Origin of the sequence: Psychrobacter sp. BI730 (genome assembly GCF_013414195.1) — a bacterium.
GTDB lineage: Bacteria > Pseudomonadota > Gammaproteobacteria > Pseudomonadales > Moraxellaceae > Psychrobacter.
In genome coordinates, this window is sequence record NZ_JAATTV010000009.1 from 101,941 (window position 1) to 128,074 (window position 26,134).

Consider the following 26,134-nt stretch of genomic DNA (forward strand, 5'->3'; position numbering starts at 1 on the left):
ATTTCACGCTTAGCTCTCTACGTAACGCGCAGCTTCATCAAGCGACACACTGACTAGTGTAGAAATGCCTGCACTTGGCATGGTAATACCTTTTAGCTCATCAGCAATTTGCATCGTCAGTTTATTATGACTGATAAAGATAAACTGCAAATCATCTGCCAGCTCATGGATGAGACTGGTAAAGCGCGCAACGTTTGCATCATCAAGCGGTGCATCGACCTCATCAAGCACACAGAACGGTGCAGGATGCTGCTTAAATATCGCAAAAATCAAACTCAATGCAGTAAGGGTTTTTTCACCACCCGATAATACCGCTAAGCGACTATTACGTTTGCCCTTTGGCTGCGCCATTAAGGTAAGCCCTGCCCGCCATTGTTCGGACTTTGGCGTATTGGCTAGCATCTCATCAGTGTTCAACGTCAGGCTAGCTTGTCCACCGCCAAAGACTTTGGCAAATAAATTGGCCAGCTCATTATTGACCGCATCAAGTGTCTGCATAAACAGCGTCTTGGTCGTCTCATCAATAGAGGCAATCGCTTCAGTCAATGTCTGCATACTGGCCGCGATATCTGCCGTCTGCTGTGCGAGTGGCTCTAGGCGTTCGTTCACCTCAGCCAACTCTGCGACTGCTGCCAAATTCACTGACCCAATCTTACTCAATTGCTGGGTTAACTTGGCGCGCTCGGACTCTAGCTCAGCGATTTTGTCTGGACGGACGCGGCGATCATGAGCGATGAAATCTGCTAGCAAGTTTGAGACGCTTATGCTTTGTTGCGGTTGCTCTGCTTGCGCTTTATATTTATGACTTACACGATAATAAGCATCTAAAGCGCTCTGCGTGTGTGCGCTAGCATCCTCTAACCGTGCCGCGCTTAATGCCAGCTCAGTAGCATGATGGGCAAGCTCGCTTTGCTGCTTTTGCAATGTATTTTGCAATGTATCAAATGCCGTCTGCTGCTCAGCGTACGTTTGTTTTAGTGCTGTTAGCGCAGTATCACGCTCATTCAATAGCACTTGCTGCTCATCGCGCGTTATTTGGGCAGACTGTAGCGCTGCTTGTAGCTCTGGCAGTTTAGTTTGCTGCTGCTCATGACGCGTCTGTAGACTTTGCTCATTCTCTAACGAGTTGTCGTGTTGCTCAGTTGCACGAGCCAGACTGCTAACACTATGTTCTAAACGCATCTCGTATTGCTGAATACGCAGCTGCAATGCTTGCCAAGCATCATCATCAGCTTGACGCGCACGGTTTAGCTCGCTGCGCTCAGCTTGCAGTTGCTGAGTTGTCGCTCGTGCTTCTGCTATTTGCGGCGTTAGCGTAGCAATCTCGCTTTCAATATGCTGTTGTTCTTGTTCAAGGGTTTGTTGCTCTTGTGCCAACTCTTGCTTTTCTTGCTCAAGCGTTGCTTTATCAGCGTTCAGGCGTTGGCTATCCGCTTGCAAGCGCTCGGCGTTAGCTCTCTCGGTAATTAATTGCTGCTGGTATTTATGCTTATCACGGGTTAACTGCTCGGCTTGCGCGCGCGTTTCTTCCAAGCTAACCATCAACGCATCATAATCGCGCTGATTTTTTGCAATAGATTTTTGCTGCTCTTGTATTTTGCTTTCAAACTCATCAAGTAAGTCTTCTAACGCTTGCAAACGCGTACGCTGTTGCAGACGCTGCGTGAGGAATTGGCTATTGCTATCGTTTTGCTCATCCTGTGCACCAGCGAATTTGCTTAAGTTAATGGTTCCATGACGACTGATGAGCCAACCATCTGCGGTGAGCAATATCGCTGATGGTGGTAATGACTTTAGAACATCAGTAAGTGTGTCAATCTCATGCTGCTGACTGGTCTCAAACTGCGCTGTATATATATAGCACTGCTGCCAAAGCGCTAATGTAGGCTGTTTAATCAACTGCGATAATGGCAACACTTTATCAATCAAACTATCTGGCAATTCGCTGATAAAGTCATGGTCACTAATATCATTTTGCGCCGTAGGCAACCATAGGCTATGACCTGTCTCTATTAGAGCTTTATCATTTGCACTGGCAGACGTGTTTTGTGCCGTTTGATAAGTCAGTAAATCTGTAATGTCATGCTCAAGCGCTTGCCATAAGCTATCAGCACTTTGAGAAATACCGTTAGCGTTATTAGCGTCTGATTGCTTAATTTGATTCGCTTGTTGGTTAGCAACCAGCACATGGCTGTCTAGCCATAATGCTAGGATACTATCGAGTAGCGGCGCATACTTCTGCCCTTTTGCACTTAGCTCAATCTGCTCACGTAGCGTTGCAATAGCTAACGGCTGATGATGTATGCCATCGCTATCTGCATTATCTGTCTCGATAACTTTCGACTTTGCTGATTGCTTTTGTGTAGGTTTCGGATGCAGTATTTGATGCAGGGTATCGTATTCGCCTGCCAGCAGCGCATGACGCTTTTCATTATCGCTCAGCTTGCTCTGCTGTGCGTTTAGTCTCTGCTGCAAGCTGTGCGCTTGCGGTTGTATCTCAGACAAGCGTTCATCGACGGCTTCGCGTTGACGCTCAACTTGCTGCAACTGTGTGTTTAGCTCAGTGACTTGTTGTTCTAGCAGTTGACTTAGAACTTGCTCATCATCCGTTTTACTCACATCAGCACTGTCAGATGCAGACGGCGCTATAGACTGCTGTAATTGCTGCCACAGATTTTGCCAGTTTTGCTCACGGCGTTGCCATTTATCATAGCTTTGCTGATGGCGTTTCTGTGCTTGAGCGTTAATGGCTTGCTGCTGCTCAAGCGAACGGGCTTTATCTTGTAAGCGTGACAGATTATTTTGCGTTTCATGCCACACGCGTTGTAGCGGCTGCTCATTGCGCTTATAGTTATCGCGTTTATCAGTTAGCTCAGTCAGCTGCGGGCGTAACGCTTCTAGCGCTTGATTCTGCTCAGCTTGTTCAGCTTTTAGGCGTTCAATATCAGCGAGTGATTGCGCACGCTGTTGAGCCAAGCCAGACAGTTGCTGCTCAATAGCTTTCAGCTGTGACTTAGCATCACTTAGCTTATGTTCCGCTTGTTGATAGCCGAGCTGCTGCTGATAGTGAGCGCTTTGAGCATCGTCTTTGAGCCATTGCTCTTGGTTGATACGAGCAGTGAGCTTGTCTTGCTGAGCTTTGAGCGTGTCATAATCGGCCTGTAGCGTTGATACTTCAGCAGCACTACGCTCATGCGCTACTTTCTGCTGTTGATGCGTTTGCTTAGCTTGATAGAGCTGCTGAATAGCGAGCTGCTGCTCGATATCAGCTAGTGTTAATGCCAACTCTTCATAACGCTGCGCACTAGCCGCCTGTTTAGACAGTGACTTTTGTTGGCGTAATAGCTCGCTTTGCATATCGTGCAGGCGCGCTAGATTGTCTTTTGTTCTCTCTAACTTCTTTTGTGTTTCTTCACGGCGCGCCTGATAGCGCGAGACACCTGCCGCCTCTTCGATAAACTCACGCAGCTGCACGGGACTAGACTCAACAATGCGCCCAATCATGCCTTGCTCAATCACCGCATAGCTACGTGCACCCAGCCCTGTACCTAAAAACACATCGACCACATCACGGCGACGACAACGCGTACCATTGATAAAATAATCTGAGCGGCCATCTTTATTTACCTGACGGCGAACCGATAGCTCTTGGTACAAGTTAAACTCGTGGCGAATGCCAGTCTGCTCATCTTGGGTATGCTCAAAAGTCAGCTCAACACTGGCGACACTTTTTGCTGTCTTATCCTGCGTACCAGCAAAGATAACATCACTCATCGCCCCGCCGCGTAACTGCTTGGCTGAGGTTTCGCCCAGCACCCAGCGGATAGCATCAATCACATTGGATTTGCCACAGCCGTTCGGCCCGACGATGGCGGTGATACCATGACGAAAAGTAAAAGTGGTTGGATTGGCAAAGGATTTGAAGCCTGCCAGCTTTAGGGATTTTAAACGCATGAAGAGTCAATAAACTTAGCAAAAACAGGCGGCTATTCTACCTGAAATTGTAGTGGGTTTTTAGGGTTAAACTGCTAAGTGCATAAACGATTTTGATTCTAGGCTTTGATGGAACCCTCGTAATAGTTTTTGCTCCACTTGGCAGACGCTATTTTCTGCTAAGTAGCGATTATTAAACTCGATGAAGGCTGACCAAGAGATACTTGCTACTTCTAAGTGATCGACTATTTCTAACAGCTCTGGTCTTAGCAAATGCTGATACTTTCTTGGCCGTTTATGACATAGAGCCAGCTCCCGATCTACGAGCGTTTGCTTGTTTTGCTTTAGCGCGTCACCACCGATAAATAACAATAAAAACTTTGCCCCTTTATCGATAAAGCCTTTTTCTAATAAGTGCTCATACATCAAACAATACTTTAGGATTGGGTCTGGGTTTTTCCGACCAGCGAGTTTTAACTCATTCGCTATCAATACATTCCCCTGATGGTTATAGGCTAGGTTGTCCATATACATGGCTTTTAGCTCTGTACTGTTTTCAAACATACCGCTATTACCATGTGTCGACCATGATCCACTCGGCTCAAAGCTGATAAATTGCTGATAAAATAAGTTCAGATAAACATCACTGCACAAACTCAAAAAGATATCGAATTCTTTATTGAGATAGTCTTCAGAAAAGAACGTTACGCGGCGCACGGCTTCTCTCGCATTACAGATACCCATCGTTTGCGTTGAATACGTCTCTAGCTGCTCAGTTTCATTCATTTTTGTATTGAGCTTTTTGATGACTGATTGCTCAATCTCCTCTATATTTTTGTCCTTTAACTCTGGGTGGGCCGCCCATTCAATGATTTGGCGTACGTATTGCTTTTTAGTAATACCTAAAATACGCTGCGGCTCCCATGCCAAAAACTCTACCATATTAGAGAGACCCGTCGTCCATGATAACTGGTCTTTTAGATGATTCATTGAGCCGAAAACACGGCGGTATTTTTCTGCAGCTTTCATACTAATAATGTCTCACGGTTTGCATACTAATTTTATAAAAACTCATTATTGCTATAAAACACCCAATCCACTCAGTAACAACTGCCCTCCAGCAAATATCAATAATATGCCAAATGCGCGCTTAAGCATGAGCGCAGGTAAGATATGGGCAAGCTTGGCGCCCACCTTTGCCATCGCAAAGCTGGCGACTGAAATAAACAAAAATCCTGTGACATGGACAAACCCTATCGTACCCTCAGGCAGGTTGACCACGTCTTGACCGAACCAAGCAAAGCCCGCTGCTCCAGCCAAAGCAATTGGTAGACCACATGCCGCTGACGTGCCGACTGATTGTTTCATCGGAAGCCCTGCCCAATTTAAGAAAGGTACGGTCAAGCTGCCGCCGCCAATGCCAAAAATAGAGGACGCCATACCAATGCCAGTACCTGCACCAAACTGGATGCCGGCCGATGGTAACGGTTTGCCCACCTGCTCTTTATTCGAAAAGAACAGCATTTTTAGAGCGACTAATAGCGCACCGAAACCAATGATAGCCTGTAGCGCCTGTCCATCAATCATATCCGCGATACCAGCGCCAACCAAACTACCGATGACCAACCCAAGCGCCATCTTGCGCCATACTTCCCAGCGCACGCCGCCACGCTTGTTGTGTGCAGTCAATGAGCTGATTGAGGTCACTACGATAGTTGCCAGTGACGTCCCGATGGCCAAATGGGTGATTACTTCTGGCGAAAAGTCATAAGCGGTAAAAATCCAAACCAATGCGGGCACGATAATCATACCACCGCCGACGCCAAACAGTCCCGCGCTGACACCTGCAAACGCGCCTGCAATCACAAACCACACATATAACATCATAGAACGAACCTTTTATAATACTGACTGGCACTATAGTACTCACTAGCGCTTAGGCGTGCTTAATTGTATTTGCCAAATCTCAACGCGACCTTTATGCTGTTTACTCGGTACTGTCTGACCGCAACAATCGCTCAGTATATCAAAGTTTCCTTTAACCACATCGACTAAACTTATGCCGCCACTCACTAGTTTTTCTACCTATTTATCCGAGCTCAATCACCGTCATGTGGCTAGTAGCGCCTCGACCAATAGTGAGCTGATAGAAGCCCTGCAAAACGGGGCGTTAGATGTCGCCACCGTACACGTTTTGACCGCGGAAACCCAAAGCGCAGGTCGTGGACAGCACGGGCGCTCGTGGCAATCACCGCGCGGCAATGTCTATCTGTCGCTATACCATCCTGTGCATATGCCAATCAGTGGCTTATTATCGCTCATCATTGGTCTTGAGCTGGCAAAAATGCCCGTCATTCAGATGTTGAACGAGCAACTACAAGCGCAGGGACTGACGCCAATTGGTGTGAAATGGGCAAATGACTTGGGTTTTTATCAGCAAGCTCAGAGCCAATCTAAAGAACAATCCAAAGAGCAATCTATGACGGACAGCTCGGTATTGGATTCCGTATTGGATAGTGATGTAGCAAATCAGCGTACGCTACCCTTTAATAAACTGGCTGGGATTTTGATAGAGCCAGTGACGAAGGCTGGTAGGTTGATCGGTGTGGTGCTAGGTATTGGCCTAAACGTACAGGCAGCACCAAAGCTCACCACACAAACGTCTGAGGGCATGAGTTACCAAGCGATTAGCTTACAAGACATTAATGAGATGCTGTCTTTAGAGACACAACCTGCGAGCCTACCAGACCTACCAATGCTCTATCAGCAGATGTGCAAAGCATTGATGGCGGCGATGACACGCTTTGAGCATTTGGGCATAGAACAGCCAACGGGTCATACTTATTATTTGGATAGTTTTTTGGAGCAGTTTGCGACGATGGATGCGCTATCAGGTCTACATTTGCGCGTCACCCAGGACTATAATAACGAAGAAAAAGTCGTGACAGGAATCGCTTGCGGTGTCGACACACATGGCTGTTTGCAATTGCGCCAAGATAACGGTAAGATTTCTACGCTTTTTACTGGACGCATCGACGTTATTTATTAGGCTTAGACAACTATATTGATGAACATCATCATTAACGAGCACTATATAAAGGGACTTTTATGCTCTGGCTTGATCTTGGAAATACCCGCCTAAAATACTGGCTCACCGATGATATCGGACAAATAGTCGCGCATGATGCCAAGCAGCACCTGCAAGCGCCTGCCGAATTACTTATGGGTCTGACGGATCGCTTTGAGCGTTATGCGCCTGACTTTATTGGTATCTCATCGGTATTGGGTGACAATCTCAATGCCAAAGTATCAGAGACACTCAGTCGTTTGAATATTCCGTTTGAGTTTGTCCATGTCGATGCCGCACATGCGCTGATGAAAAGTGCTTACAATGATCAGCAGCTCGGCTGTGATCGCTGGCTACAGATGCTCGGTGCGGTCGATAAGAAAAAACGCCAGTGTGTGATTGGTTGTGGTACAGCGGTAACCATTGATTTGATTGATCATGCTGAGCATTTGGGCGGTTATATTTTCCCTAGCATCTACCTGCAACGTGAATCACTGTTCTCTGGTACTAAGCAAATCACTATCTCGAACGGTACTTTTGATAGCGTCAACCAAGGCTTAACCACTCAAGACGCGGTACATCGCGGTATTTTGCTCTCTATCGTCGGCGCGATCAATGAGATTAGCCATCGTCACCCTAATTTTGAATTGATTATGACAGGCGGTGATGCAGCTATTATTTCGCAGCACGTTAATCGTCCAGTGCGCTTACGTGATGATTTATTACTAAATGGTTTGGCAAGATACTTTGATTATCGCAATAAGTCTTAACCGCTTATAGATAATTCGGTTTAACGTTGACACAAAAAAAGCAGCACGTTTTGAACGTGCTGCTTTTTTATTTTACTATTAGAAAATAGCTAACGTGTTTCTAGTTATTGCCACAATACTTTCTTATTTGGTCTCGTTAAACAGCTCACGACCGACTAGCATACGGCGAATTTCACTGGTACCTGCGCCAATCTCATACAGCTTGGCATCGCGCCAGTAGCGACCAAGTGGATACTCGTTGGTATAGCCATTACCGCCAAATATTTGAATACCCTCGCCTGCCATCCATGTGGCTTTTTCGGCACACCATAGAATCACACTGGCACAGTCTTTACGCACTTCTCGACTATGACCAGCACCGCGCGCGTCCAACATATCGAGGTTTTTACCCACGGTATATAGGAAGCTACGACCGGCTTGCAGTATGGTATACATGTCCGCAACTTTACCTTGGATAAGCTGAAACTCACCGATGGCTTGACCAAACTGCTTACGATCATGGATATAAGGCACAACATTGTCCATCACTGCTTGCATGATACCAATAGGACCTGCAGCCAATACAGCGCGCTCGTAATCTAGGCCACTCATCAATACCTTAACGCCTTCATTGAGACCGCCCAAGATATTTTCGCTTGGTACTTTTACATTATTAAAAGTCATCTCGCCAGTATGGCTGCCACGCATGCCGAGCTTGTCTAGCTTTTGTGCGGTACCAAAACCTTCCATACCTTTTTCAACGATAAAGGCCGTCATGCCTTTTACACCCATCTCAGGGTTGGTCTTGGCATAGACCACCATTACGTCAGCATCAGGACCATTGGTGATCCACATTTTGCTACCGTTCAAAATATAGCTACCGTCTTTTTCTTCAGCTTTTAGCTTCATACTAACGACGTCTGAGCCAGCGCCTGTCTCACTCATTGCCAATGCACCGATGAATTCACCGCTGATTAGTTTCGGCAGATATTTCTGCTTTTGTTCTTCAGAACCATTACGTTTGATTTGGTTAATACATAGATTAGAGTGTGCACCATAGCTAAGCGCTACCGATGCCGAAGCTCGGCTAATCTCTTCCATCGCGACCATATGGGCAACGTAGCCCATGTTGGAGCCGCCGTACTCTTCAGGAACGGTAATGCCATGTAGACCGAGGTCACCCATCTTCTGCCACAGATCCATTGGGAACTCATCACTGCTATCAATCTCAGCAGCACGTGGAGCGATCTCGTTTGCTGCAAACTGCTGTACGACATCACGTAGGGCGTCGATATCTTCGCCAAGTTGAAAATTCAATCCAGGTAAACTCATAACTATTCCTTGTATATAAATATTTTTAATATCTTGAATTTTAATCTGTTTTTTAAAGCCAATATAACTGTATTTTTGATACCGTTTTTAATGTCATAGTCAATTTAATGTGAAAGTATGGCAAGGCAACCGAGTGTAGATGTATATCGAATACTTCAAACGAGGTTAACGCTGTCATACCTTCACAGTGCATTGACTATACTAATTAAGACTGGCGTTTATTAATGATGGCACGTGCCACATTTGAGCCATTCGGACGCTTTAAGAACGCACTGATACGCTCGCCTGCCACGACCAATTTTCCCAAATCGATACCTGTGCTAATACCCATGCCATGCAGCATATACACCACATCTTCAGTCGCGACATTGCCCGTTGCGCCTTTAGCATAAGGACAACCGCCCAAGCCAGCGACAGAGGTATCAAACTCACTCACACCCATCTGCAAGGCAGCCAAAGTATTGCTCAATGCTTGACCATAAGTATCATGAAAATGACCCGATAGCATAGAGATATCGGCATACTCAAGTGCTGCCTGCAAGGCTCGTTGTACTTTGAGCGGTGTACCCACACCGATCGTATCGGCAATGCCAATCTGCTCTGAACCGATCTCAATCAAACGCTTGGTGACATACGCTACTTGGCTAGGGTCAATCTCACCTTCATAAGGACAACCAACCGTACAAGAAATCACGCCACGTACTTTGATGCCTTGCGCTTTTGCCGCAGCAGCCACTGGCGCAAAACGTTCGATACTCTCATCAATACTACAGTTGATGTTTTTTTGACTAAAGGTTTCACTGGCTGAGCCAAAGATGACGATTTCATCAGGGCGATGTACGATGGCATTTTCAAATCCGCGCATATTGGGCACCAGTACCGAGTAGCAAACGTCCGTCTGCCGCGTCGGTGCTAGTGCGTCGAGCAACGCGCTGTTATCGCCCATTTGTGGCACCCACTTTGGCGAGACAAAACTGGTCGCCTCTAACTTCTTGACACCCGCCGCAATCAAATCATTGATAAGCGTTTGCTTAACCTCAGTCGGCACCGTCATGGATTCGTTTTGTAGTCCATCACGCGGACTGACATCAACGATGCTGACATGGCTTGGATACGAATGGCTCATACTTGTCGTCCTTTTTGTTATTTGCCCTTTTATGAGACTTTTTTATTAGGCTTCGTCAGCTATGCGCTTTCGCTATCGATGCGCAGTAGCTCATCACCATCAGCGACCAAGTCACCTGCTGCAAATAATAGCTCTGCTACCACACCATCTGTCGGTGCGGTAATCGTGTGTTCAATTTTCATAGCTTCGATGACGGCAAGTGGTTCGCCTTTTTTCACAGTATCGCCAACAGCTACTTTGAATGCAACCACTTGTCCTGGCATTGGTGATTTCAAACTGCCAACTGCTGCTGTGTCTTCGCCCACATGTGCCATGATATCAATAAGCGTAATTTCATCACGTCCGCTATCTGTGAATACGTAGACTGTCTCGTTATTTACCCAGCTTTGGGCACTGATACGTGCACCATCTAACCATAAAGTATGATTGTGCGTGTCACTGCTATCATAGCTGATCTGACCTTCATAAACCGTTTCGGTCTGAGCAGCCACATTGATATTGCTATCATCCTGCGTATTCGCGATTTTTTTACCAATGACGAGCGTAAAACTACTGAGATTATCGCCGCCTTTTTTGCTATCAGTACAACTCGCATTATGCCAATTACTGATACGAGCGCTATAAGCCTGCTCATCATAAGCCAAGCTAAATGAACGAGCATAATCGCTGTAAGCACGGAAACCCGTTGGCTTGCTAAATGGATCTGAGCTCTCCGTGGTCGCTTCGCTCGCAAGCTTCTGAGCAATAGCAGTCACCACAAGCGTCGATAATCCAAGCGGATGCTGATCAAAAAGCTTATCCTGCTCACGTTCTATCAATGCCGTATCAAGATTGGCGTTGCTAAATGAATCGGTATTTAAAATATAACGCAAAAATGCCACGTTATTTGGCAGACCAACGATACGAGTCTGTGCCAATGCATGGTCTAGTCTCGCCAACGCTTGCTCGCGCGTAGGAGCATGCACGATAAGCTTGGCAATCATAGAGTCGTAAAAAGGACTGATCACATCACCCTCACGTACGCCATCGTCGATACGCACATCGGTAATGTTAAAGGTACTATGCTCAGGCTTTTGATAAGTGAATAAAGTTCCTGTCGCTGGCAAGAAATTATTGTCAGGGTTTTCGGCACAGATACGCGCCTCAATAGCATGACCATTGATAACCAGATCGTCTTGCGTTTTTGGCAATGGCTGACCCGCAGCAACCAACAGCTGCCACTCGACCAAATCGACACCCGTAATGGCCTCACTAACTGGATGCTCAACTTGCAAGCGCGTGTTCATTTCCATGAAATAAAAATTCATAGAGTCTTCACGCTGCTCAACGATGAATTCAACCGTACCTGCACCCACGTAATCAACCGCACGTGCTGCTTCGATTGCCGCTGTGCCCATCGCTTCACGCATGGCAGTATCAACACCGGGCGCTGGCGCTTCTTCTAGTACTTTTTGATGGCGACGCTGTACTGAGCAATCACGCTCAAACAGGTGCACATAATTACCATGCGTATCACCGAATACTTGGATTTCGATATGACGTGGTTTTAGCGCGTATTTTTCAACCAATACCTGATCATTGCCAAAACTGGTAATCGCTTCTCGGCGACAGGAGTCTAGCAGGTCAATAAAATCGCTGCTTTTTTCAACGATACGCATACCTTTACCACCGCCACCTGCACTCGCTTTAATCAAGACAGGATAGCCAATACTATCGGCCTGCTGCTGCAAAAACTGTGCATTTTGGTTGTCACCATGATAACCGGGGATCAGCGGCACGCCAGCCGACTCCATCAAGCGCTTAGACTCAGACTTACCGCCCATAGCGCGAATAGCATCTGCCGATGGGCCAATAAATACCAAGCCAGCATCTTGGCAAGCCTGTGCAAAATCAGCATTTTCACTTAAAAACCCATATCCTGGATGAATCGCTTGGGCGCCCGTCTCAAGCGCTATCGCAATAATAGCATCGCCTTTTAGATAACTGTCTTTCGGTGCCGAACCGCCTAAATAGATAGCTTCATCACAGACAGCCACATGTTTGGCCTCACGATCCGCATCGGAGTAAACAGCAACGGTACTGACGCCAAGACGCTTAGCAGTCGCGGCCACTCGGCAAGCAATTTCACCACGGTTGGCGATTAGAATTTTAGAAAACATAACTATCCCTGTGTCTTGTCGTTATTATTTGACGTCTTGTCTATTTACCCATTTGCCTATCATTGTTCTGCTACTAGTTAGTCTGCCATTAGCCAATCAGGTTTACGCTTTTGCAAAAAGGCTTGCACGCCCTCTTTGCCTTGCTTTGATGAGCGGATATCAGCGATACCTTTGACCGTGTCAGCAATCAGCTCATCTGTAATAGGCGCACCCGCGACATCGTGTAATAGCTGTTTGCAGGTTTTTACCGCATCAGGGCTATTTTTGACGACCTTATTACAGAATGCAGCCACTTCATCGGCCAGCCCTTCTTCGCTAACACGCTCATGGATAAAACCAAGCTGACGTGCCTTTTTGGCATCAAATACTTCAGCACTTAAGAAATAACGCTGCGATGCTCTAGCACCTAGCGCTCGGATAACATAAGGACTGATAGTGGCAGGGGCCAAGCCCAAACGCACTTCACTGAGGCAGAAATTAGCAATTTTGACCGCAATGGCTACGTCGCAAGCAGCGACTAGACCCATGCCACCTGCGTATACATCGCCTTGAATAGCCGCGACTGTTGGCTTAGGGCATTCATAAATAGTCTTAAGCATTTGCGCCAATTTATCAGCATCCGCTAGATTCTCTTCATAGCTATAATCTGCCATGGCACGCATCCAATTGAGGTCAGCGCCTGCACAAAAAGCCTTGCCAGCAGCGGCTAGCACAATGACACGTACCTCATCATCAGCACCAAGCGTATTGAACGCATCGGTTAGCTCAGCAATCATTTCATCATTAAAAGCATTACGTATCTCAGGACGATTTAAGGTCACTGTCGCCACGTGCTGCTCGACGTTAACCAATAGGCTTTTATAATTTTTATTACTGTCTTTTTGCATAACTTTCTCTATATTTTTTATGTAAATACTCAAACAAACTCTTGGTCAATCCATAATAATGTTAATACAAAGAAACCAAGTGCAAAGACTAAGCGTAGATGTACAAATCGTACTTTAAATGAGGTTAACGCAGTAGTCGCTTATTATGGGGAGACTTTAGAACGCTTACATTCTAAAGACACCAAATTTCGTCTCTTCAATCGGCGCGTTATAAGCCGCACTTAATCCTAACGCCAATACATTGCGCGTATCAGCAGGGTCAATCACGCCATCGTCCCACATGCGCGCGGTAGCATAATACGGATGACCTTGCTCTTCATACATTTCACGAATCGGCGCTTTAAATGCGGCTTCGTCTTCGTCGCTCCACGCTTCACCTTTGCGATCAAAGTTATCACGTTTGACCGTTGCCAGTACTGACGCTGCTTGCTCACCGCCCATGACAGAGATACGCGCATTTGGCCACATCCATAAGAAACGCGGGCTGTAAGCGCGGCCACACATACCGTAATTACCAGCGCCGAACGAACCACCGACGATAACCGTGAACTTTGGCACTTTTGCATTAGCCACTGCCATTACCATTTTGGCGCCATGACGAGCGATACCTTCATTCTCGTATTTGCGGCCAACCATAAAGCCTGTGATGTTTTGCAGGAATACTAATGGGATTTTGCGCTTACAGCATAGCTCGATGAAGTGCGTACCTTTTTGCGCTGACTCACTGAACAAGATACCGTTATTGGCAATAATACCAACAGGCATCCCTTCGATATGAGCAAATCCACAGACCAGCGTCGTACCAAAGCGTGCTTTAAACTCATCAAAGGCACTGTCATCAACGATACGCGCGATGATTTCTCTGATATCAAATGGCTTGCGCTTGTCCGTTGGAATCACACCGTATAGCTCTTTGGCGTCATAACGCGGCGGACGCGATGTGATTTGATTAGGAATGTTTTTTGCAGGGCGATTTAGATGGCTGACGATATTACGGGCAATTGATAGTGCATGCGTATCGTTTTGCGCTAGATGATCGACCACGCCCGACAGTCGGGTATGTACATCACCACCGCCCAAGTCTTCTGCCGTGACCTCTTCACCCGTCGCTGCTTTGACTAGTGGTGGACCACCCAAAAATATCGTACCTTGCTCTTTGACGATAATAGACTCATCACTCATGGCAGGAACATAAGCACCACCAGCCGTACAGCTACCCATAACCACAGCTATCTGCGGAATACCTGCTGCACTCAGATTTGCTTGATTAAAAAAGATACGGCCGAAATGTTCTTTATCCGGGAACACATCATCTTGGTTCGGTAGGTTTGCACCACCTGAATCAACCAGATAAACGCACGGTAGATGATTTTCTTGAGCAATTTCTTGGGCTCGTAGGTGTTTTTTGACCGTCATTGGGTAGTATGTGCCGCCTTTTACCGTGGCATCATTACAGACAATCATACACTCGATACCATTGATACGGCCGATACCTGCAATCACGCCAGCAGCCGGAATCTCTTCGCCATACATATTATGTGCAGCCATCGGTGCCACTTCTAGGAACGGCGTGCCTACATCCAATAAACGCTCGACGCGCTCACGTGGTAACAGCTTACCACGCGCTAGATGCTTGGCTCGTGCGCGCTCTGAGCCACCTTGGGCAACTTTACGCAAGTGTACATACAGGTCATCGACTATCTCTTGCATAGCGGCACTGTTTTGCTGAAAATCGCTTGAGTTTGGACTCAGTTTACTGGTTATGATAGCGCTCATGATATCCCTTTTTTTCTTATACATAGATACGTAGATGTGAGTAGCTTTTTATATAAATGATACTAACTACTATTTTTAAGCATTGCTCACATATAGTCGATTCAATTTAAAAGTAGTACAAGGCAACCGAGTGCAGATGTATGTGTGATACTTCAAGCGAGGTTAACGCTGTAATACTTTTATAGTGAAATGAATATGGTTAGTCTTTTGTTTTTTAGAGCAGATAAGTAAGCTTGCTACAAACCCAACTCTTCTTTCATTTGCTCAATGATTTTATATTTTTGAATTTTTCCAGTGATGGTCATTGGATATTCAGTCACAAAGCGATAGTAAGTCGGCACTTTATAGTGAGCGATATGCTCACTACAGAACTCGCGTACTTCCTGTTCAGTCAAGCAGCCAGGCTCTTTCGGAATAATCCACGCTGCCAGCACTTCACCATAACGCTCATCTGGTATACCCACGATTTGCACATCACGAATCTTAGGATGACGATAGAGATAATTTTCAATTTCTACTGGATAGATATTTTCGCCGCCGCGAATCACCATATCTTTACTACGGCCGACGATTTTTACGTAGCCGTCTTCGTCCATTGTGGCCAAGTCACCCGTATGCATCCAACCATCTTGAATCGCCTCACGCGTTTTAAAGCGGCTGCCCCAATAGCCTTTCATCACGGAATAGCCTCGTGTAAGCAACTCACCCGTCTCACCCAACGGGACAATTTCACCTGTTTCTGTATCGACGACTTTGACCTCAAGCGCAGGCTGTACCAGTCCTACTGTCGAGACTTGTTTATCAAGTGGCGTGTGCTCATTGGTCTGGCAAGATACAGGACTGGTCTCTGTCATACCATAGGCAATAGTAACTTCGCTCATGTGCATCTTATCGATGACGCGGCGCATAACCTCAATCGGACAGCTAGACCCAGCCATGATACCCGTGCGCAAGGTCGATAAATCAAAGTTTTCAAACTCAGGATGGTCAAGCTCAGCGATAAACATCGTTGGCACGCCGTGCAGACCTGTACACTTTTCTTCTTCGACTGCCTGCAATACGGTCAATGGCTCAAAGCCGTCGTTTGGATATACGATACAACCGCCATGCGTGAGAATCGCTAGATTACCAAGCACCATACCAAAGCAATGGTACAGAGGTACTGGAATACACAGTCTGTCCTCTTCAGTGAGGTTCATGGCTTCACCGATAAAGTAGCCATTATTTAAGATATTACGATGGCTTAAGGTTGCACCTTTTGGTGTACCTGTCGTACCACTGGTGAACTGTACATTGATAGCATCGGTGTTTTTAAGCTGAGCTTGACGCTCAGCAACACGCGGATCGTTGGCATCGCCCTCGCTCATCCACGCAGAGAACTTTTGCATAAAACCGAAGGTCTCATCCGACTCTGGCTCATCAATCCAGATGATGCGTTCAATCGTCGGAATCTCAACCAAATCAAGCTGAGTGTAATCTTTATGGTAAATTTCAGGACATAGCTCACGGATTAAACTTGCGTAATCACTGGTTTTGAAATGACGCATAAGCACGAGCGCTGAGCAGCCCAATTTATTTAAGGCATATTGCAACTCAAAAGTACGGTAGGCAGGATTGATATTAACGAGGATGACGCCGACTTTTGCCGTGGCCAACTGCATGAGTAACCATTCAGCATTGTTGTGCGACCATATACCGATACGATCACCAATCTCTAATCCCATCTCAATCATACTACTGGCTAGCTGATTCACTTGCTGCTGTAGCTCACGATATGTCCAACGGATATTTTGATGGCGGACGACCAGTGCTTCGCGCTCAGGATATTTGGAAACAATAGCATCAAAAAAGTCACCGATTGTCGCTTCAATCAGCGGTACATCAGGACCTTTATCATAGCTTTGAGTAAGTGGTGCATTGGCTGAGCGTGCGCCCATATTGATACTAGGAATATTGTTTAAAATAGTATCGAAGTCAACGCGAGTCGAATCGAAATCAGGAGTTTGAGTCATAACGAGTCCTTTCGTTTTACTTTTTATAGTATTTATAAATAGCACTTATTAATAGCCTGCGTGCAAACCTTCTTCCTTGGGCAGGTCTTACATAGCATTCAGCTACTATAACGCCATCAATGAAAGCCTGTCAATAATATCAATACATTATGTATCATTTAATTGGATAATCTGCCTTTCTACTTAGTAAAAAGTAACATAGAATCATGGCAAATATTTGACATAAAAAAGCCAGCCACATCATAAGGAATGGGCTGGCTTAATTATCAACACTGTCGTTTATCTAAATTGTCTGGAAAGCATCTAATAAAGGACATCACTTATAGATGATGTGCTTTTATTAGTTTTTCTAAAGACGGTACTGCAATCGTTATACTTTAGAAACTGCAGGCGCTTTAATCGTTACTGTTGCGCTAACAGCTTCATTATCATCGAGCAAATCCATGATTAGCTCATCATCATTCTCAGTCTTCACTTGCCAATTGCCCACTGCTTGCGGTACACCCGTCACCATCACAGAGATGGCTTTGTTCTTAAGGCGAATCATTGGCGGCTTATGATCATAGCCACTATGCTCATGACCTAAGATATCATCAGCGATAGTCGCGGCCTGCGCGCGTAATGGCGCAACATAACGACAAGCGACCCCATTGATAGACATACAGTCACCGATAGCATAGATATTCGCTGCATTGGTACGCAACGTCGCTGCATCCACCACGATACCCGTACGGCGATCGAATTCCACACCAGCCGCAGCAGGTAATTGCTCATCGACTGTCAGACCTGTGCTGGCAATCACATGATCTACAATCAGTGGTTCAAGCGTCTGAAGATCAGCATTGTCTGAATCCGGTGATAACGGTGCATAGTCTACTTGTAGTTTCTCGGCATCTTCGCTGTCATCGTTATTGTCATCGTCATTGACGCGAGTAACAGCTGATACTTGATAACCACCTAAGAATTGAATACCTTGCGACTCGATCGCTTTGGCGATACGTGCGGTTGCTTTTGCTGGTAGCATCTGCGAAAGCGGTGCATCGTTTAAATCAATCAGTGTTACTTTATGACCAGCCTTGAGTAGGTCTTCTGCGATTTCTGTACCCACCATACCAGCACCAACGATCGCAACGTGCTGACTACCTGTTGCTAGCTTCTCTTGTAACTGACCAAAGCGCTCGATATGATTGACGTGCCAGACCAAATCTTGCGGCAGGCTTTTAGGGAAAATAGGATGCGCACCCATCGCTAGTACCATTTTCTCATAGCCGATAGTCGTCAGTGTGTCATCTGACTGCGCAGTAGATCGCACCTGTACGGTTTGGCTCACTGGATCAATATCTGTTACTTGCGTATTGGCTAGCAGCATCACTTCTGCTGTCTTCGCCGCTTCGCTACCAAATGCCCGTACCAAGTCTGATGCTCGTTTGTTTTGGCTGATTGCCATCGTCAACATCGGCTTATGATAACGGTCGCCACTATCAGCCGTGATTAATGTGATTGGAATCTCTGTGTCTTTGGCACGAATGGCATCAATGACATGCCAGCCTGCCAGTCCTGCACCAATAATAACCACACCTTTTTTTGCTGCTGTGCTCGATGCTACAGATAGGTTTTCTACGCTCATACAAACTCCAATATGGTTTATGAATTATTTTAATTATCAAAAATATTGACCGCTATTGTATCAGTAAACAGCCATTCACTCACCTATCTAGCAATTCACTTAGTCAATATCGAACTCCATGCGATGCGCTGTTGCACGCATGGTTTCACTATCTATTAATTTTTCTATACAGTATAGACTTGCATGGATTCCTGCACTTATCCCCGCTGATGTGATGATATTACCAGTATCATCATTAGCATCTACAAAACGCGTATGCGAGATCACATCGATATCAGGATAGGATGCTAAATTATCCAAATCCATCCAGTGCGTGGTTGCTGACTTACCAGTTAATAAACCTGCCTTAGCCAACAGCAACGCTCCTGTACACACTGAAAGCGTCAGCTCTGCCAAACTTGCTTGAGTGTTAATCCAATCAATTACCACCTTATTATATATTTCTGTTTTTTCGGCACCGTACCCACCGGGAACAATTAATACATCAATGTCTGGATGATTGGCAAAACTATAGTCAGGAATGACTTGTAGACCGTTTCTAGCAGATATCGTTGCTTGATGCTCAGCAATAGTGATAACCTTGAAGTGCTTATCATCACTAGCAGAGGTAGCATTTTCAGCCAACGAAAACACCTCAAAAGGTCCTGCAAAATCCAATACTTCTACTTCATTGAATAGTAGTATGCCGACGGTTCGTTTTAGCGTCATATTCAATCCTAATTAAGTTAATAACGTTAAATTAAATTAAACTCATCTATATTATGACTACTATCTTTTCAAACTTGTTTGGTTAATCAGATGAGCCATTTCATCTACCTTTGCCGTTTGCAACCTCTCTAATCATGCGACTATTCCCGCTCTATTTTCAGCGGCTTTATAGTCTCAAAGCTATCTTATTCAAATTCCTTGTGTGTAAACATCACAAGCTCTAAATTGTTTTTCAAATAGCTATATAAAGAAAGCTCAATACAAAGCGCCCTATTAAAGATAGCGTTTAACTGTCTTTAATAAGGCGCTTTAGATAATTATTAGCAGTGGAAAGAAAAGTAAGCTTTAGAACATGTCTTTATCTTAGAAATACTGCTATAAACAATCGTAAATTAAAGTGTATTTAATGATTTAAAATCTTCGATAAAAACATCTGCGCACGGTCACTTTTCGCGCCTTCAAAAAACTCATCCTTACTACAGTTTTCTACGATATGACCTTCATCCATAAAGATAATACGATTGGCCACCTGACTGGCAAAGCCCATTTCATGCGTCACACACATCATGGTCATACCATCACGAGTTAGCTCGACCATTACGTCTAGCACTTCTTGAATCATCTCAGGATCAAGCGCAGAGGTTGGCTCATCAAACAGCATTGCGACGGGATCCATGGCCAACGCTCGTGCAATTGCAACACGCTGCTGCTGACCACCAGAGAGCTCCGCTGGATATTTTGCCGCTTGTACTGTCAGACCAACACGGTCGAGATAAGCCATCGCTTTTTGTTTGGCCTCAGACTCTTTACGACCCAATACTTTGATTTGTGCCACGGTCAAATTATCAATAATAGTCAAATGTGGAAACAACTCAAAGTGCTGAAACACCATGCCAACACGACTGCGTAACTTAGGTAGATTAGTCTTTGGATCACCGACAGAGATACCATTGACCATGATGTCACCTTTTTGAAAAGGCTCAAGTCCATTCACCGTCTTAATCAAAGTTGATTTACCACTGCCCGATGGACCACAAACGACGACGACATCACCTTTATGTACATGCGCCGTACAGTCAGTCAGTACTTGAAAGTCTCCATACCATTTGCTGACATTAGATATCTCGATGACCATCTCATCACTAGCATGACCACTATTGGTAACCAGCCCGCCAAAGGCATTTAAGTACGTATCAGCATTGCTCATCACTGGCTCCTAACCACATTATTTTCGATAATCATTATTTAAAAAGTTAAATCAAATACTCAAGCTCTTAACACTCAAAAGCGCAAGCGATAGCCGTATTAAAATAACTATACTAAAACCGCAAACGCTTTTGTAATTGTTGCACACCAATAGAAGCACTTAAGCTAATCACAAAATAGACAGCACCAGCACCTAAGATATACGGCGTGAGTAGTCCCATTAGTTCACCGCGAACATAGGCTGCGCGGAAAAAGTCGGTCAAACCAATGGCAAATACCAGTGTCGTATCTTGGAATAAAATAATACATTGCTGCAAAATCAATGGCAGCATCTTACGAAAGGCTTGTGGCAAGATGACCAGACGCATGGTCTGCCCATAAGTCATACCGAGCGCTTTTGCCGCATTGACCTGCCCGCTACCAATCGATTGAATACCAGCACGCACCACTTCTGAGAAATAAGCGGCCTCAAACATCATAAATGCGACCACACAGGACGCAAACGCAGCATCGAGCTGCAGGTACTTACCCGCTACCCAAAGATAAATCATCGGTACGGCAAAGTAGAACCATAACAGTACTAATAACAGTGGCACAGAGCGGAAGTAATTGACGTATAGCTTTGCTGGAATCTCAAGCGCTTTGATACCTGACAAACGCATCAATGCCAGTACAGTTCCTAAACTAATACCGCCCAAAATAGCCAAAAACAGCACTTTTAAGGTGGTAAGCATGCCACCCATCAAACCAGGATAGGCTGTTGCCAATTCGGTCATATTCATTTCTGACCTCCCGCAATAAGCCCAGGCACACGCAATTTACGTTCAATCAATCCCATAATAGCGATTAAGGATAAATTGAAAACCAAATAAATAATCGTCGCGTAAGTATATATCTCGATACTATTTTGAGTGTATTCGCTGATGGTTTTGGTTTGGCTAATCAGCTCCATTACCCCCACTAGCGAGGCCACAGAGGCGTTTTTAAAGCAGTTAGTCAGCTCAGAGCTGAGCGGTGGCAAGATAATACGAAATGCTTGCGGTAGCAGCACTTCTTTATAGACTTGTGGAATACTAAACCCTAACGCGTAGGCTGCGTTAATCTGTCCATCAGGTAATGACTCTATACCCGTCCGTACCTGTTCCACGATACGAGCAGCAGTAAATAAGCCCAAACCAATACTGGCTGATAACATGGCTGAGGTATTCGGAGACAAATCCTTATACCACCATTCTTGTATCGTTGGCGTGAGCCAGCCAGGGGCGATATAAAACCAAAAGAACAGTTGAACAAGCAGTGGGATATTACGAAAAAATGTCACATAAGCCGTACCGATTGCACGAGCGGTCTTGTTGGGCAAGGTACGCATGATACCGAAGATGGTACCAACGACCATCGCGATGGCCCAAGCGATACTGCCAATCAATAGCAGCCAGCCAAGACCAGTGATCATCCAATGGATATAGAGCTCGTTGCCAATACCAGTCTGCTCAAAGAGCACACCCCAGTTCCAGCTATAATTCATGGTTGTCTCTCCGAGCAACGATTGATAAGCCTATACGTCAAATAAAATTACTGGCTATCTGAACGTATAGGCAAGCTATGTTGAGGGACAATGAGCGTTACTGCGCTGCTGCTCCTTTAGGCTGAGCGCTGTCATGCGGATTGGCAATCAAGGCCTTTAAGTTGTCTGACATCTCAAAGTTTAGATTGACGTTCTTCGGTGGGATTGGATTCAAGAACCACTTGTCATAAATGCTATTGATTTCGCCTGAGCTAAACACATTAGCAAGTGCTTCATCGACCACAGCTTTGAATTCAGGATCATCTTTACGCATCATACAACCATAGATTTCAAACGATTGCGGCGTACCGACGATGACCCATTCATCAGGATTTTTTGCCTTGGCTTTTTCGCCTGCGAGCAATACATCATCCATCATAAAGGCATCAGCGCGACCATTCTCTAGCATTAGGAAGCCTTCACCATGATCTTTTGCTGAAATGATATTGGTATCCATTTTATTATCATCGTTGTACTGACGGATATAACGCTCTGAAGTCGTGCCTGCTGTCGTTACCAGAGTTTTGCCTTTTAGATCTTCAAAATCTTGAATACCAGAGTCTTTTTTGGTCAACAGACGCGTACCGATTTCAAAGAAACCGTTTGAGAATGCAACTTGCTTTTGACGTTCTTCGTTATTGGTGGTTGAGCCACACTCAAAATCTACCGTGCCGTTTTGTACCAATGGGATACGAGTTTGCGAAGTAATTAGGTTATAGCGAACGTTAAGGTCTGGCATGTTTAGCTTTTGCTTAACGGCTTCAACCACTTTCATTTCCAAGTCGTGAGCATAACCAATCGGCTGATTAGGATCATCAGCGATATAAGAAAAAGGAATAGAGGAATCACGGTGACCGACGACAATAGTGCCAGAGTCTTTGATTTTCTGTAACGTGCCGTTGGTGGTGGTTTCTGTCGTCGTTGCATCATCTGCTGGCGCATCAGTGCTGGTCTGGCTGCTGTTATTACATCCCGCTAAGCCTAATGCCATAACAGCAGCTAAAGTCAACGGTTTGGAAAATGAGTATGTCATGAAATACATCCTTTTATCGCAAGATTGAGTGAGTGCTTGGACGACATAGGTCTGATTGACCAGACTGCCCCGCATCCGTACGGTTGTTGCTGTTGTTTATCACAATGCAACTTAATGTTACTGTACAACAAATTTGCAGTAGAGGGTGAATTTTTTTTGAGAGAGTACATATTTATGAATATATTTATATTCTGGCTACAAAATGTTGGCTCATAACGGTTATCTACTCAGAGCTTTGTACAAACAGCCGCTTGGTTGTTTAAGCTCGTTATTAACCTTTACTGCTCATAATCGTCAAAACAGTCTGCTAAGTGAGATTGATAAATCGGCAGTAATCCCCATAAAGCAAACAACTTCTCTATACTACAAATGACTTATGACTCAAGATATCCAAGTCCCAAATACGGACAGCCAAACTACTGGCAACCATGGCAGCAACGACATTCGCCAACGTTTCTTTGTTGAAGACTCTCCAGTGCGCGGTGATGTAGTACGCCTATCACGCAGCTACGCGAGCACGATTGCACAAAAGCCCTACCCTGAAGCCATCAAACGCTTATTGGGTGAGATGCTGACGGCAGCGAGTTTGCTAATCAGTACGGTCAAAATCAATGGTCGCCTATCTATTCAGTTGCAGTCATCAGACAGTGACAGCTTACTAAACTGGGCGATGGCAGAATGCGATCAAGACGGTATCATTCGTGCGCTTGCTAGCTGGAAAGGCGAGACGGATGAGCAAGTACAAGCGTGGGACAATATGACCCATGCCAAAGAAGCGTTTGCTGAACTTGGTGCGATGGGACAAGGCGTATTGTTTATCAATATTCAGCCTGATGGCGGTGAACCATACCAAGGTATCGTTGAGCGTAGCCATGACAATCTAGCGGATTGCTTAGCGCATTATCAAAAGCAATCAGCCCAGATTCCAACGTTGATTAACTTGGCATCTGATGGTCTGCAAGCCGGTGGTATCTTGGTACAAATGCTACCGCGTACTGCTGAAGAAACGTCTGAAGTTGAGCAAAACCAAGACGCAGGTATCGACGATGATTTATGGACGCGCTTGTCTGTATTGACACGCACGGTAAAAGCAGAAGAACTAACGACACTGGATGCTAACGAAATACTCTATCGCTTGTATCACGAAGAAAACATCGTGGCACCTGAGCCTGCGCCTCTATCATTTGGGTGTACTTGCTCACGCGAGAAGTGTGAAATGGCAATTGAGCAAATCGGCGAAGCGGAAGCGTTAGATATCGTCGAAGAGCAAGGCGGTACATTTGAGATGGATTGCGGTTTCTGCGGTGAAGTCTATAAGTTTAATAAAGATGATGTAGCAGCAATATTTGCTGAGTAAGTTTTCTTACTTACTATAAATCAGTGTTTATAAAAAAACCCTCAAGCGTCATGCTTGAGGGTTTTTTGTTTTTCACATTAAATCACTACACCGCCACATCTAAACTTCTAGGATAAGAGTGTATGCGCGGACGTCCGGCGTAGTCACTTCGACCATTATCAAGTAGCCATTCAACAACCTGCTCGCGCACTCGTCTACTATGGATTAAGTTCATATGATTGATGCCATAAAACACTGCTTTATGACCATCTGGCACAAACAAGGCATGCTCAGCGTCATCTTCACCCAACGCTGAAGCCACTGATACCAAACTGTCTCCTAGCAGATCCGTTACCTTAGAATCATAATGCGTCTCAAGCAACGCACTGGCGACAAAGTAAGTTTTGATACCACTTGGTAACCGTGCAGGATGGCGAAAGTCTTGTGGTAGTACGCTACGTCCTTCTAATGCTTTCCAATCTGCATCACGAATACTGCCATGACGCAGATCGATAATACCGGCACTGCGCATATCACCGAGCTTGGCCAGTGAGCCTGCAAACGGTAGCTTGGCAATGACGTCTTGCACATAATTACCGATACGCTCAAGGACTGCCCCATGATGCGGCGAACCTAGCGTGATGAGATTGCCCACGCGCTTGATCCAGTCTAGGCGATCTTGCTCACCATAGAACAGTGCACTGCGAGAGACCAAACCGCCCATACTATGTCCAACAAGATCTATCTGACTGATATTTGGGTTGTCAGCGACCAGCGCTTGTAGCAATTGAGAGAACTTACGGCCGCTACGCGAGATACGGCGACCTGTGTTGTAATCCAAATATAACACCGTGGTATCAGGCTGGCTGACATGAATGGCCTCGCCTAAATCATTATCCGCTTGGGCTTGCCAGCTTAAATGACTCATACATAAACCATGGCACAAAATAACGATGCGACCTGATAGCACCTCACCTTGCGGCTTGCCGTCTTGAGTGTATAGCATCATCGGAATGGCAAGCGCATTTTGATTATTGACCAGATGATCACCCATGACACCATTTAAGACGTTGACCAGTTTTTTCAGTGAGTCTGGTAGTGGCTGCACTGACTTTTGGAGAATCAGGTTTTTATATATGCGTAGTACAGACGCTAGGTTATTACCGACCATTTGCATGACATGACGTATCGTGCCATAGATACGTCCAGTAAATCCGCGCGACCATTTATTTAAATGTTTGTCATTGAAGCGGCCTAGCGGACGCAAGATAACTTCACGGTGGATGGCTTCTACGATTTCTGTAATCTCAACCACACCCACGGTAGCAAGCTGCGCCAATCCTTCAAAAAAATCAGCCAAAGATACAGGTGTTTTGTTGATTTCATCACTGTCATCCGCATCTGCTAGTAGCTTGACCAGCTCATCCATATCGATGGCTTCGAGTTGGTCGATTTGCTCATATAGATGACTATGTAGCGGCACACTCGCATCTGGGACAAAATGCGCGTCGAGCTCATGATGAGTACGAGTATAGCTGCTATCATTTTGAGCGTCGCTGTCACTAACACCGTCGTTATAAAACACCTTTGGACTGCTCATAATATTTGCACATTCAGCG

At 45.4% G+C, this 26,134-nt stretch carries 19 protein-coding genes; 3 read left to right on the plus strand and 16 right to left on the minus strand.

Annotation, left to right across the window (positions count from 1 at the left end; translation table 11 throughout):
* Positions 1 to 9 precede the first annotated feature (9 nt).
* The 3 genes from HCZ91_RS08680 to HCZ91_RS08690 form a co-directional block, all read right to left on the minus strand.
* Positions 10 to 3,954, minus strand: a complete 3,945-nt coding sequence (locus tag HCZ91_RS08680) for an AAA family ATPase (protein ID WP_179799061.1) — start codon at positions 3,952 to 3,954, stop codon at positions 10 to 12.
* A gap of 66 nt (positions 3,955 to 4,020) precedes the next feature.
* A complete protein-coding gene (locus HCZ91_RS08685) occupies positions 4,021 to 4,962 on the minus strand; it encodes a hypothetical protein (RefSeq protein ID WP_102094569.1) in 942 nt (313 codons plus the stop codon).
* Positions 4,963 to 5,013: 51 nt separating this feature from the next.
* Complete coding sequence (locus HCZ91_RS08690) at positions 5,014 to 5,817, minus strand: sulfite exporter TauE/SafE family protein (RefSeq protein WP_179799087.1); 804 nt, start codon at positions 5,815 to 5,817, stop codon at positions 5,014 to 5,016.
* Positions 5,818 to 5,992: 175 nt separating this feature from the next.
* Between HCZ91_RS08690 and HCZ91_RS08695 the strand changes: the two genes are divergently transcribed.
* Positions 5,993 to 6,982 (plus strand): biotin--[acetyl-CoA-carboxylase] ligase, encoded by a 990-nt coding sequence (locus HCZ91_RS08695; protein WP_179799062.1) that lies wholly within the window; start codon positions 5,993 to 5,995, stop codon positions 6,980 to 6,982.
* A 59-nt stretch (positions 6,983 to 7,041) separates the two neighbouring features.
* Positions 7,042 to 7,770, plus strand: coding sequence for a pantothenate kinase (locus HCZ91_RS08700; protein ID WP_165598299.1), 729 nt, complete (start codon positions 7,042 to 7,044; stop codon positions 7,768 to 7,770).
* A gap of 123 nt (positions 7,771 to 7,893) precedes the next feature.
* Here HCZ91_RS08700 and HCZ91_RS08705 read toward each other — a convergent pair whose 3' ends face one another.
* The 12 genes from HCZ91_RS08705 to HCZ91_RS08760 form a co-directional block, all read right to left on the minus strand.
* Positions 7,894 to 9,081: an isovaleryl-CoA dehydrogenase gene (locus HCZ91_RS08705; RefSeq protein WP_179799063.1), complete on the minus strand. Its 1,188-nt coding sequence runs from the start codon at positions 9,079 to 9,081 to the stop codon at positions 7,894 to 7,896.
* Between the two features lie 205 nt (positions 9,082 to 9,286).
* Positions 9,287 to 10,207: a hydroxymethylglutaryl-CoA lyase gene (locus tag HCZ91_RS08710; protein ID WP_179799064.1), complete on the minus strand. Its 921-nt coding sequence runs from the start codon at positions 10,205 to 10,207 to the stop codon at positions 9,287 to 9,289.
* A 59-nt stretch (positions 10,208 to 10,266) separates the two neighbouring features.
* Positions 10,267 to 12,366 (minus strand): acetyl/propionyl/methylcrotonyl-CoA carboxylase subunit alpha, encoded by a 2,100-nt coding sequence (locus HCZ91_RS08715; protein ID WP_179799065.1) that lies wholly within the window; start codon positions 12,364 to 12,366, stop codon positions 10,267 to 10,269.
* A 77-nt stretch (positions 12,367 to 12,443) separates the two neighbouring features.
* Complete coding sequence (locus HCZ91_RS08720; RefSeq protein ID WP_179799066.1) at positions 12,444 to 13,253, minus strand: enoyl-CoA hydratase/isomerase family protein; 810 nt, start codon at positions 13,251 to 13,253, stop codon at positions 12,444 to 12,446.
* A 165-nt stretch (positions 13,254 to 13,418) separates the two neighbouring features.
* Positions 13,419 to 15,029: a carboxyl transferase domain-containing protein gene (locus HCZ91_RS08725; RefSeq protein WP_179799067.1), complete on the minus strand. Its 1,611-nt coding sequence runs from the start codon at positions 15,027 to 15,029 to the stop codon at positions 13,419 to 13,421.
* 236 nt (positions 15,030 to 15,265) lie between these two features.
* Positions 15,266 to 17,041: an AMP-binding protein gene (locus HCZ91_RS08730; protein WP_102078301.1), complete on the minus strand. Its 1,776-nt coding sequence runs from the start codon at positions 17,039 to 17,041 to the stop codon at positions 15,266 to 15,268.
* A 370-nt stretch (positions 17,042 to 17,411) separates the two neighbouring features.
* Positions 17,412 to 18,668 (minus strand): FAD-dependent oxidoreductase, encoded by a 1,257-nt coding sequence (locus HCZ91_RS08735; protein ID WP_179799068.1) that lies wholly within the window; start codon positions 18,666 to 18,668, stop codon positions 17,412 to 17,414.
* A gap of 99 nt (positions 18,669 to 18,767) precedes the next feature.
* Complete coding sequence (locus tag HCZ91_RS08740; RefSeq protein WP_179799069.1) at positions 18,768 to 19,376, minus strand: DJ-1/PfpI family protein; 609 nt, start codon at positions 19,374 to 19,376, stop codon at positions 18,768 to 18,770.
* Positions 19,377 to 19,779: 403 nt separating this feature from the next.
* Complete coding sequence (locus tag HCZ91_RS08745) at positions 19,780 to 20,511, minus strand: amino acid ABC transporter ATP-binding protein (RefSeq protein ID WP_057762314.1); 732 nt, start codon at positions 20,509 to 20,511, stop codon at positions 19,780 to 19,782.
* A 184-nt stretch (positions 20,512 to 20,695) separates the two neighbouring features.
* On the minus strand, positions 20,696 to 21,364 hold the full coding sequence (locus HCZ91_RS08750) for an ABC transporter permease subunit (protein ID WP_101205580.1): 669 nt from the start codon (positions 21,362 to 21,364) through the stop codon (positions 20,696 to 20,698).
* Complete coding sequence (locus HCZ91_RS08755; RefSeq protein WP_057758328.1) at positions 21,361 to 22,107, minus strand: amino acid ABC transporter permease; 747 nt, start codon at positions 22,105 to 22,107, stop codon at positions 21,361 to 21,363. Before HCZ91_RS08755 ends, HCZ91_RS08750 begins: the two co-directional genes overlap by 4 nt.
* A 97-nt stretch (positions 22,108 to 22,204) precedes the next feature.
* Positions 22,205 to 23,179, minus strand: coding sequence for a glutamate/aspartate ABC transporter substrate-binding protein (locus tag HCZ91_RS08760; protein WP_179799070.1), 975 nt, complete (start codon positions 23,177 to 23,179; stop codon positions 22,205 to 22,207).
* 376 nt (positions 23,180 to 23,555) lie between these two features.
* On the opposite strand from HCZ91_RS08760, the gene HCZ91_RS08765 reads away from it, so the two are divergent.
* The gene (locus HCZ91_RS08765) at positions 23,556 to 24,536 is read left to right on the plus strand and encodes an Hsp33 family molecular chaperone HslO (RefSeq protein WP_057758325.1); all 981 of its coding nucleotides are present in this window, start codon (positions 23,556 to 23,558) and stop codon (positions 24,534 to 24,536) included.
* A gap of 85 nt (positions 24,537 to 24,621) precedes the next feature.
* On the opposite strand, the gene HCZ91_RS08770 is transcribed toward HCZ91_RS08765, so the two are convergent.
* Complete coding sequence (locus tag HCZ91_RS08770; protein ID WP_179799071.1) at positions 24,622 to 26,115, minus strand: alpha/beta fold hydrolase; 1,494 nt, start codon at positions 26,113 to 26,115, stop codon at positions 24,622 to 24,624.
* Between the last annotated feature and the right edge of the window lie 19 nt (positions 26,116 to 26,134).

What these genes read in the sequence shown, in the direction of transcription:
- HCZ91_RS08680 (WP_179799061.1), bottom strand. Translation starts at nt 3,954, where the DNA reads ATGCGTTTAAAATCCCTAAAGCTGGCAGGCTTCAAATCCTTTGCCAAT.
- HCZ91_RS08685 (WP_102094569.1), bottom strand. Translation starts at nt 4,962, where the DNA reads ATGAAAGCTGCAGAAAAATACCGCCGTGTTTTCGGCTCAATGAATCAT.
- HCZ91_RS08690 (WP_179799087.1), bottom strand. Translation starts at nt 5,817, where the DNA reads ATGTTATATGTGTGGTTTGTGATTGCAGGCGCGTTTGCAGGTGTCAGC.
- HCZ91_RS08695 (WP_179799062.1), top strand. Translation starts at nt 5,993, where the DNA reads ATGCCGCCACTCACTAGTTTTTCTACCTATTTATCCGAGCTCAATCAC.
- HCZ91_RS08700 (WP_165598299.1), top strand. Translation starts at nt 7,042, where the DNA reads ATGCTCTGGCTTGATCTTGGAAATACCCGCCTAAAATACTGGCTCACC.
- HCZ91_RS08705 (WP_179799063.1), bottom strand. Translation starts at nt 9,081, where the DNA reads ATGAGTTTACCTGGATTGAATTTTCAACTTGGCGAAGATATCGACGCC.
- HCZ91_RS08710 (WP_179799064.1), bottom strand. Translation starts at nt 10,207, where the DNA reads ATGAGCCATTCGTATCCAAGCCATGTCAGCATCGTTGATGTCAGTCCG.
- HCZ91_RS08715 (WP_179799065.1), bottom strand. Translation starts at nt 12,366, where the DNA reads ATGTTTTCTAAAATTCTAATCGCCAACCGTGGTGAAATTGCTTGCCGA.
- HCZ91_RS08720 (WP_179799066.1), bottom strand. Translation starts at nt 13,253, where the DNA reads ATGCAAAAAGACAGTAATAAAAATTATAAAAGCCTATTGGTTAACGTC.
- HCZ91_RS08725 (WP_179799067.1), bottom strand. Translation starts at nt 15,029, where the DNA reads ATGAGCGCTATCATAACCAGTAAACTGAGTCCAAACTCAAGCGATTTT.
- HCZ91_RS08730 (WP_102078301.1), bottom strand. Translation starts at nt 17,041, where the DNA reads ATGACTCAAACTCCTGATTTCGATTCGACTCGCGTTGACTTCGATACT.
- HCZ91_RS08735 (WP_179799068.1), bottom strand. Translation starts at nt 18,668, where the DNA reads ATGAGCGTAGAAAACCTATCTGTAGCATCGAGCACAGCAGCAAAAAAA.
- HCZ91_RS08740 (WP_179799069.1), bottom strand. Translation starts at nt 19,376, where the DNA reads ATGACGCTAAAACGAACCGTCGGCATACTACTATTCAATGAAGTAGAA.
- HCZ91_RS08745 (WP_057762314.1), bottom strand. Translation starts at nt 20,511, where the DNA reads ATGGTCATCGAGATATCTAATGTCAGCAAATGGTATGGAGACTTTCAA.
- HCZ91_RS08750 (WP_101205580.1), bottom strand. Translation starts at nt 21,364, where the DNA reads ATGAATATGACCGAATTGGCAACAGCCTATCCTGGTTTGATGGGTGGC.
- HCZ91_RS08755 (WP_057758328.1), bottom strand. Translation starts at nt 22,107, where the DNA reads ATGAATTATAGCTGGAACTGGGGTGTGCTCTTTGAGCAGACTGGTATT.
- HCZ91_RS08760 (WP_179799070.1), bottom strand. Translation starts at nt 23,179, where the DNA reads ATGACATACTCATTTTCCAAACCGTTGACTTTAGCTGCTGTTATGGCA.
- HCZ91_RS08765 (WP_057758325.1), top strand. Translation starts at nt 23,556, where the DNA reads ATGACTCAAGATATCCAAGTCCCAAATACGGACAGCCAAACTACTGGC.
- HCZ91_RS08770 (WP_179799071.1), bottom strand. Translation starts at nt 26,115, where the DNA reads ATGAGCAGTCCAAAGGTGTTTTATAACGACGGTGTTAGTGACAGCGAC.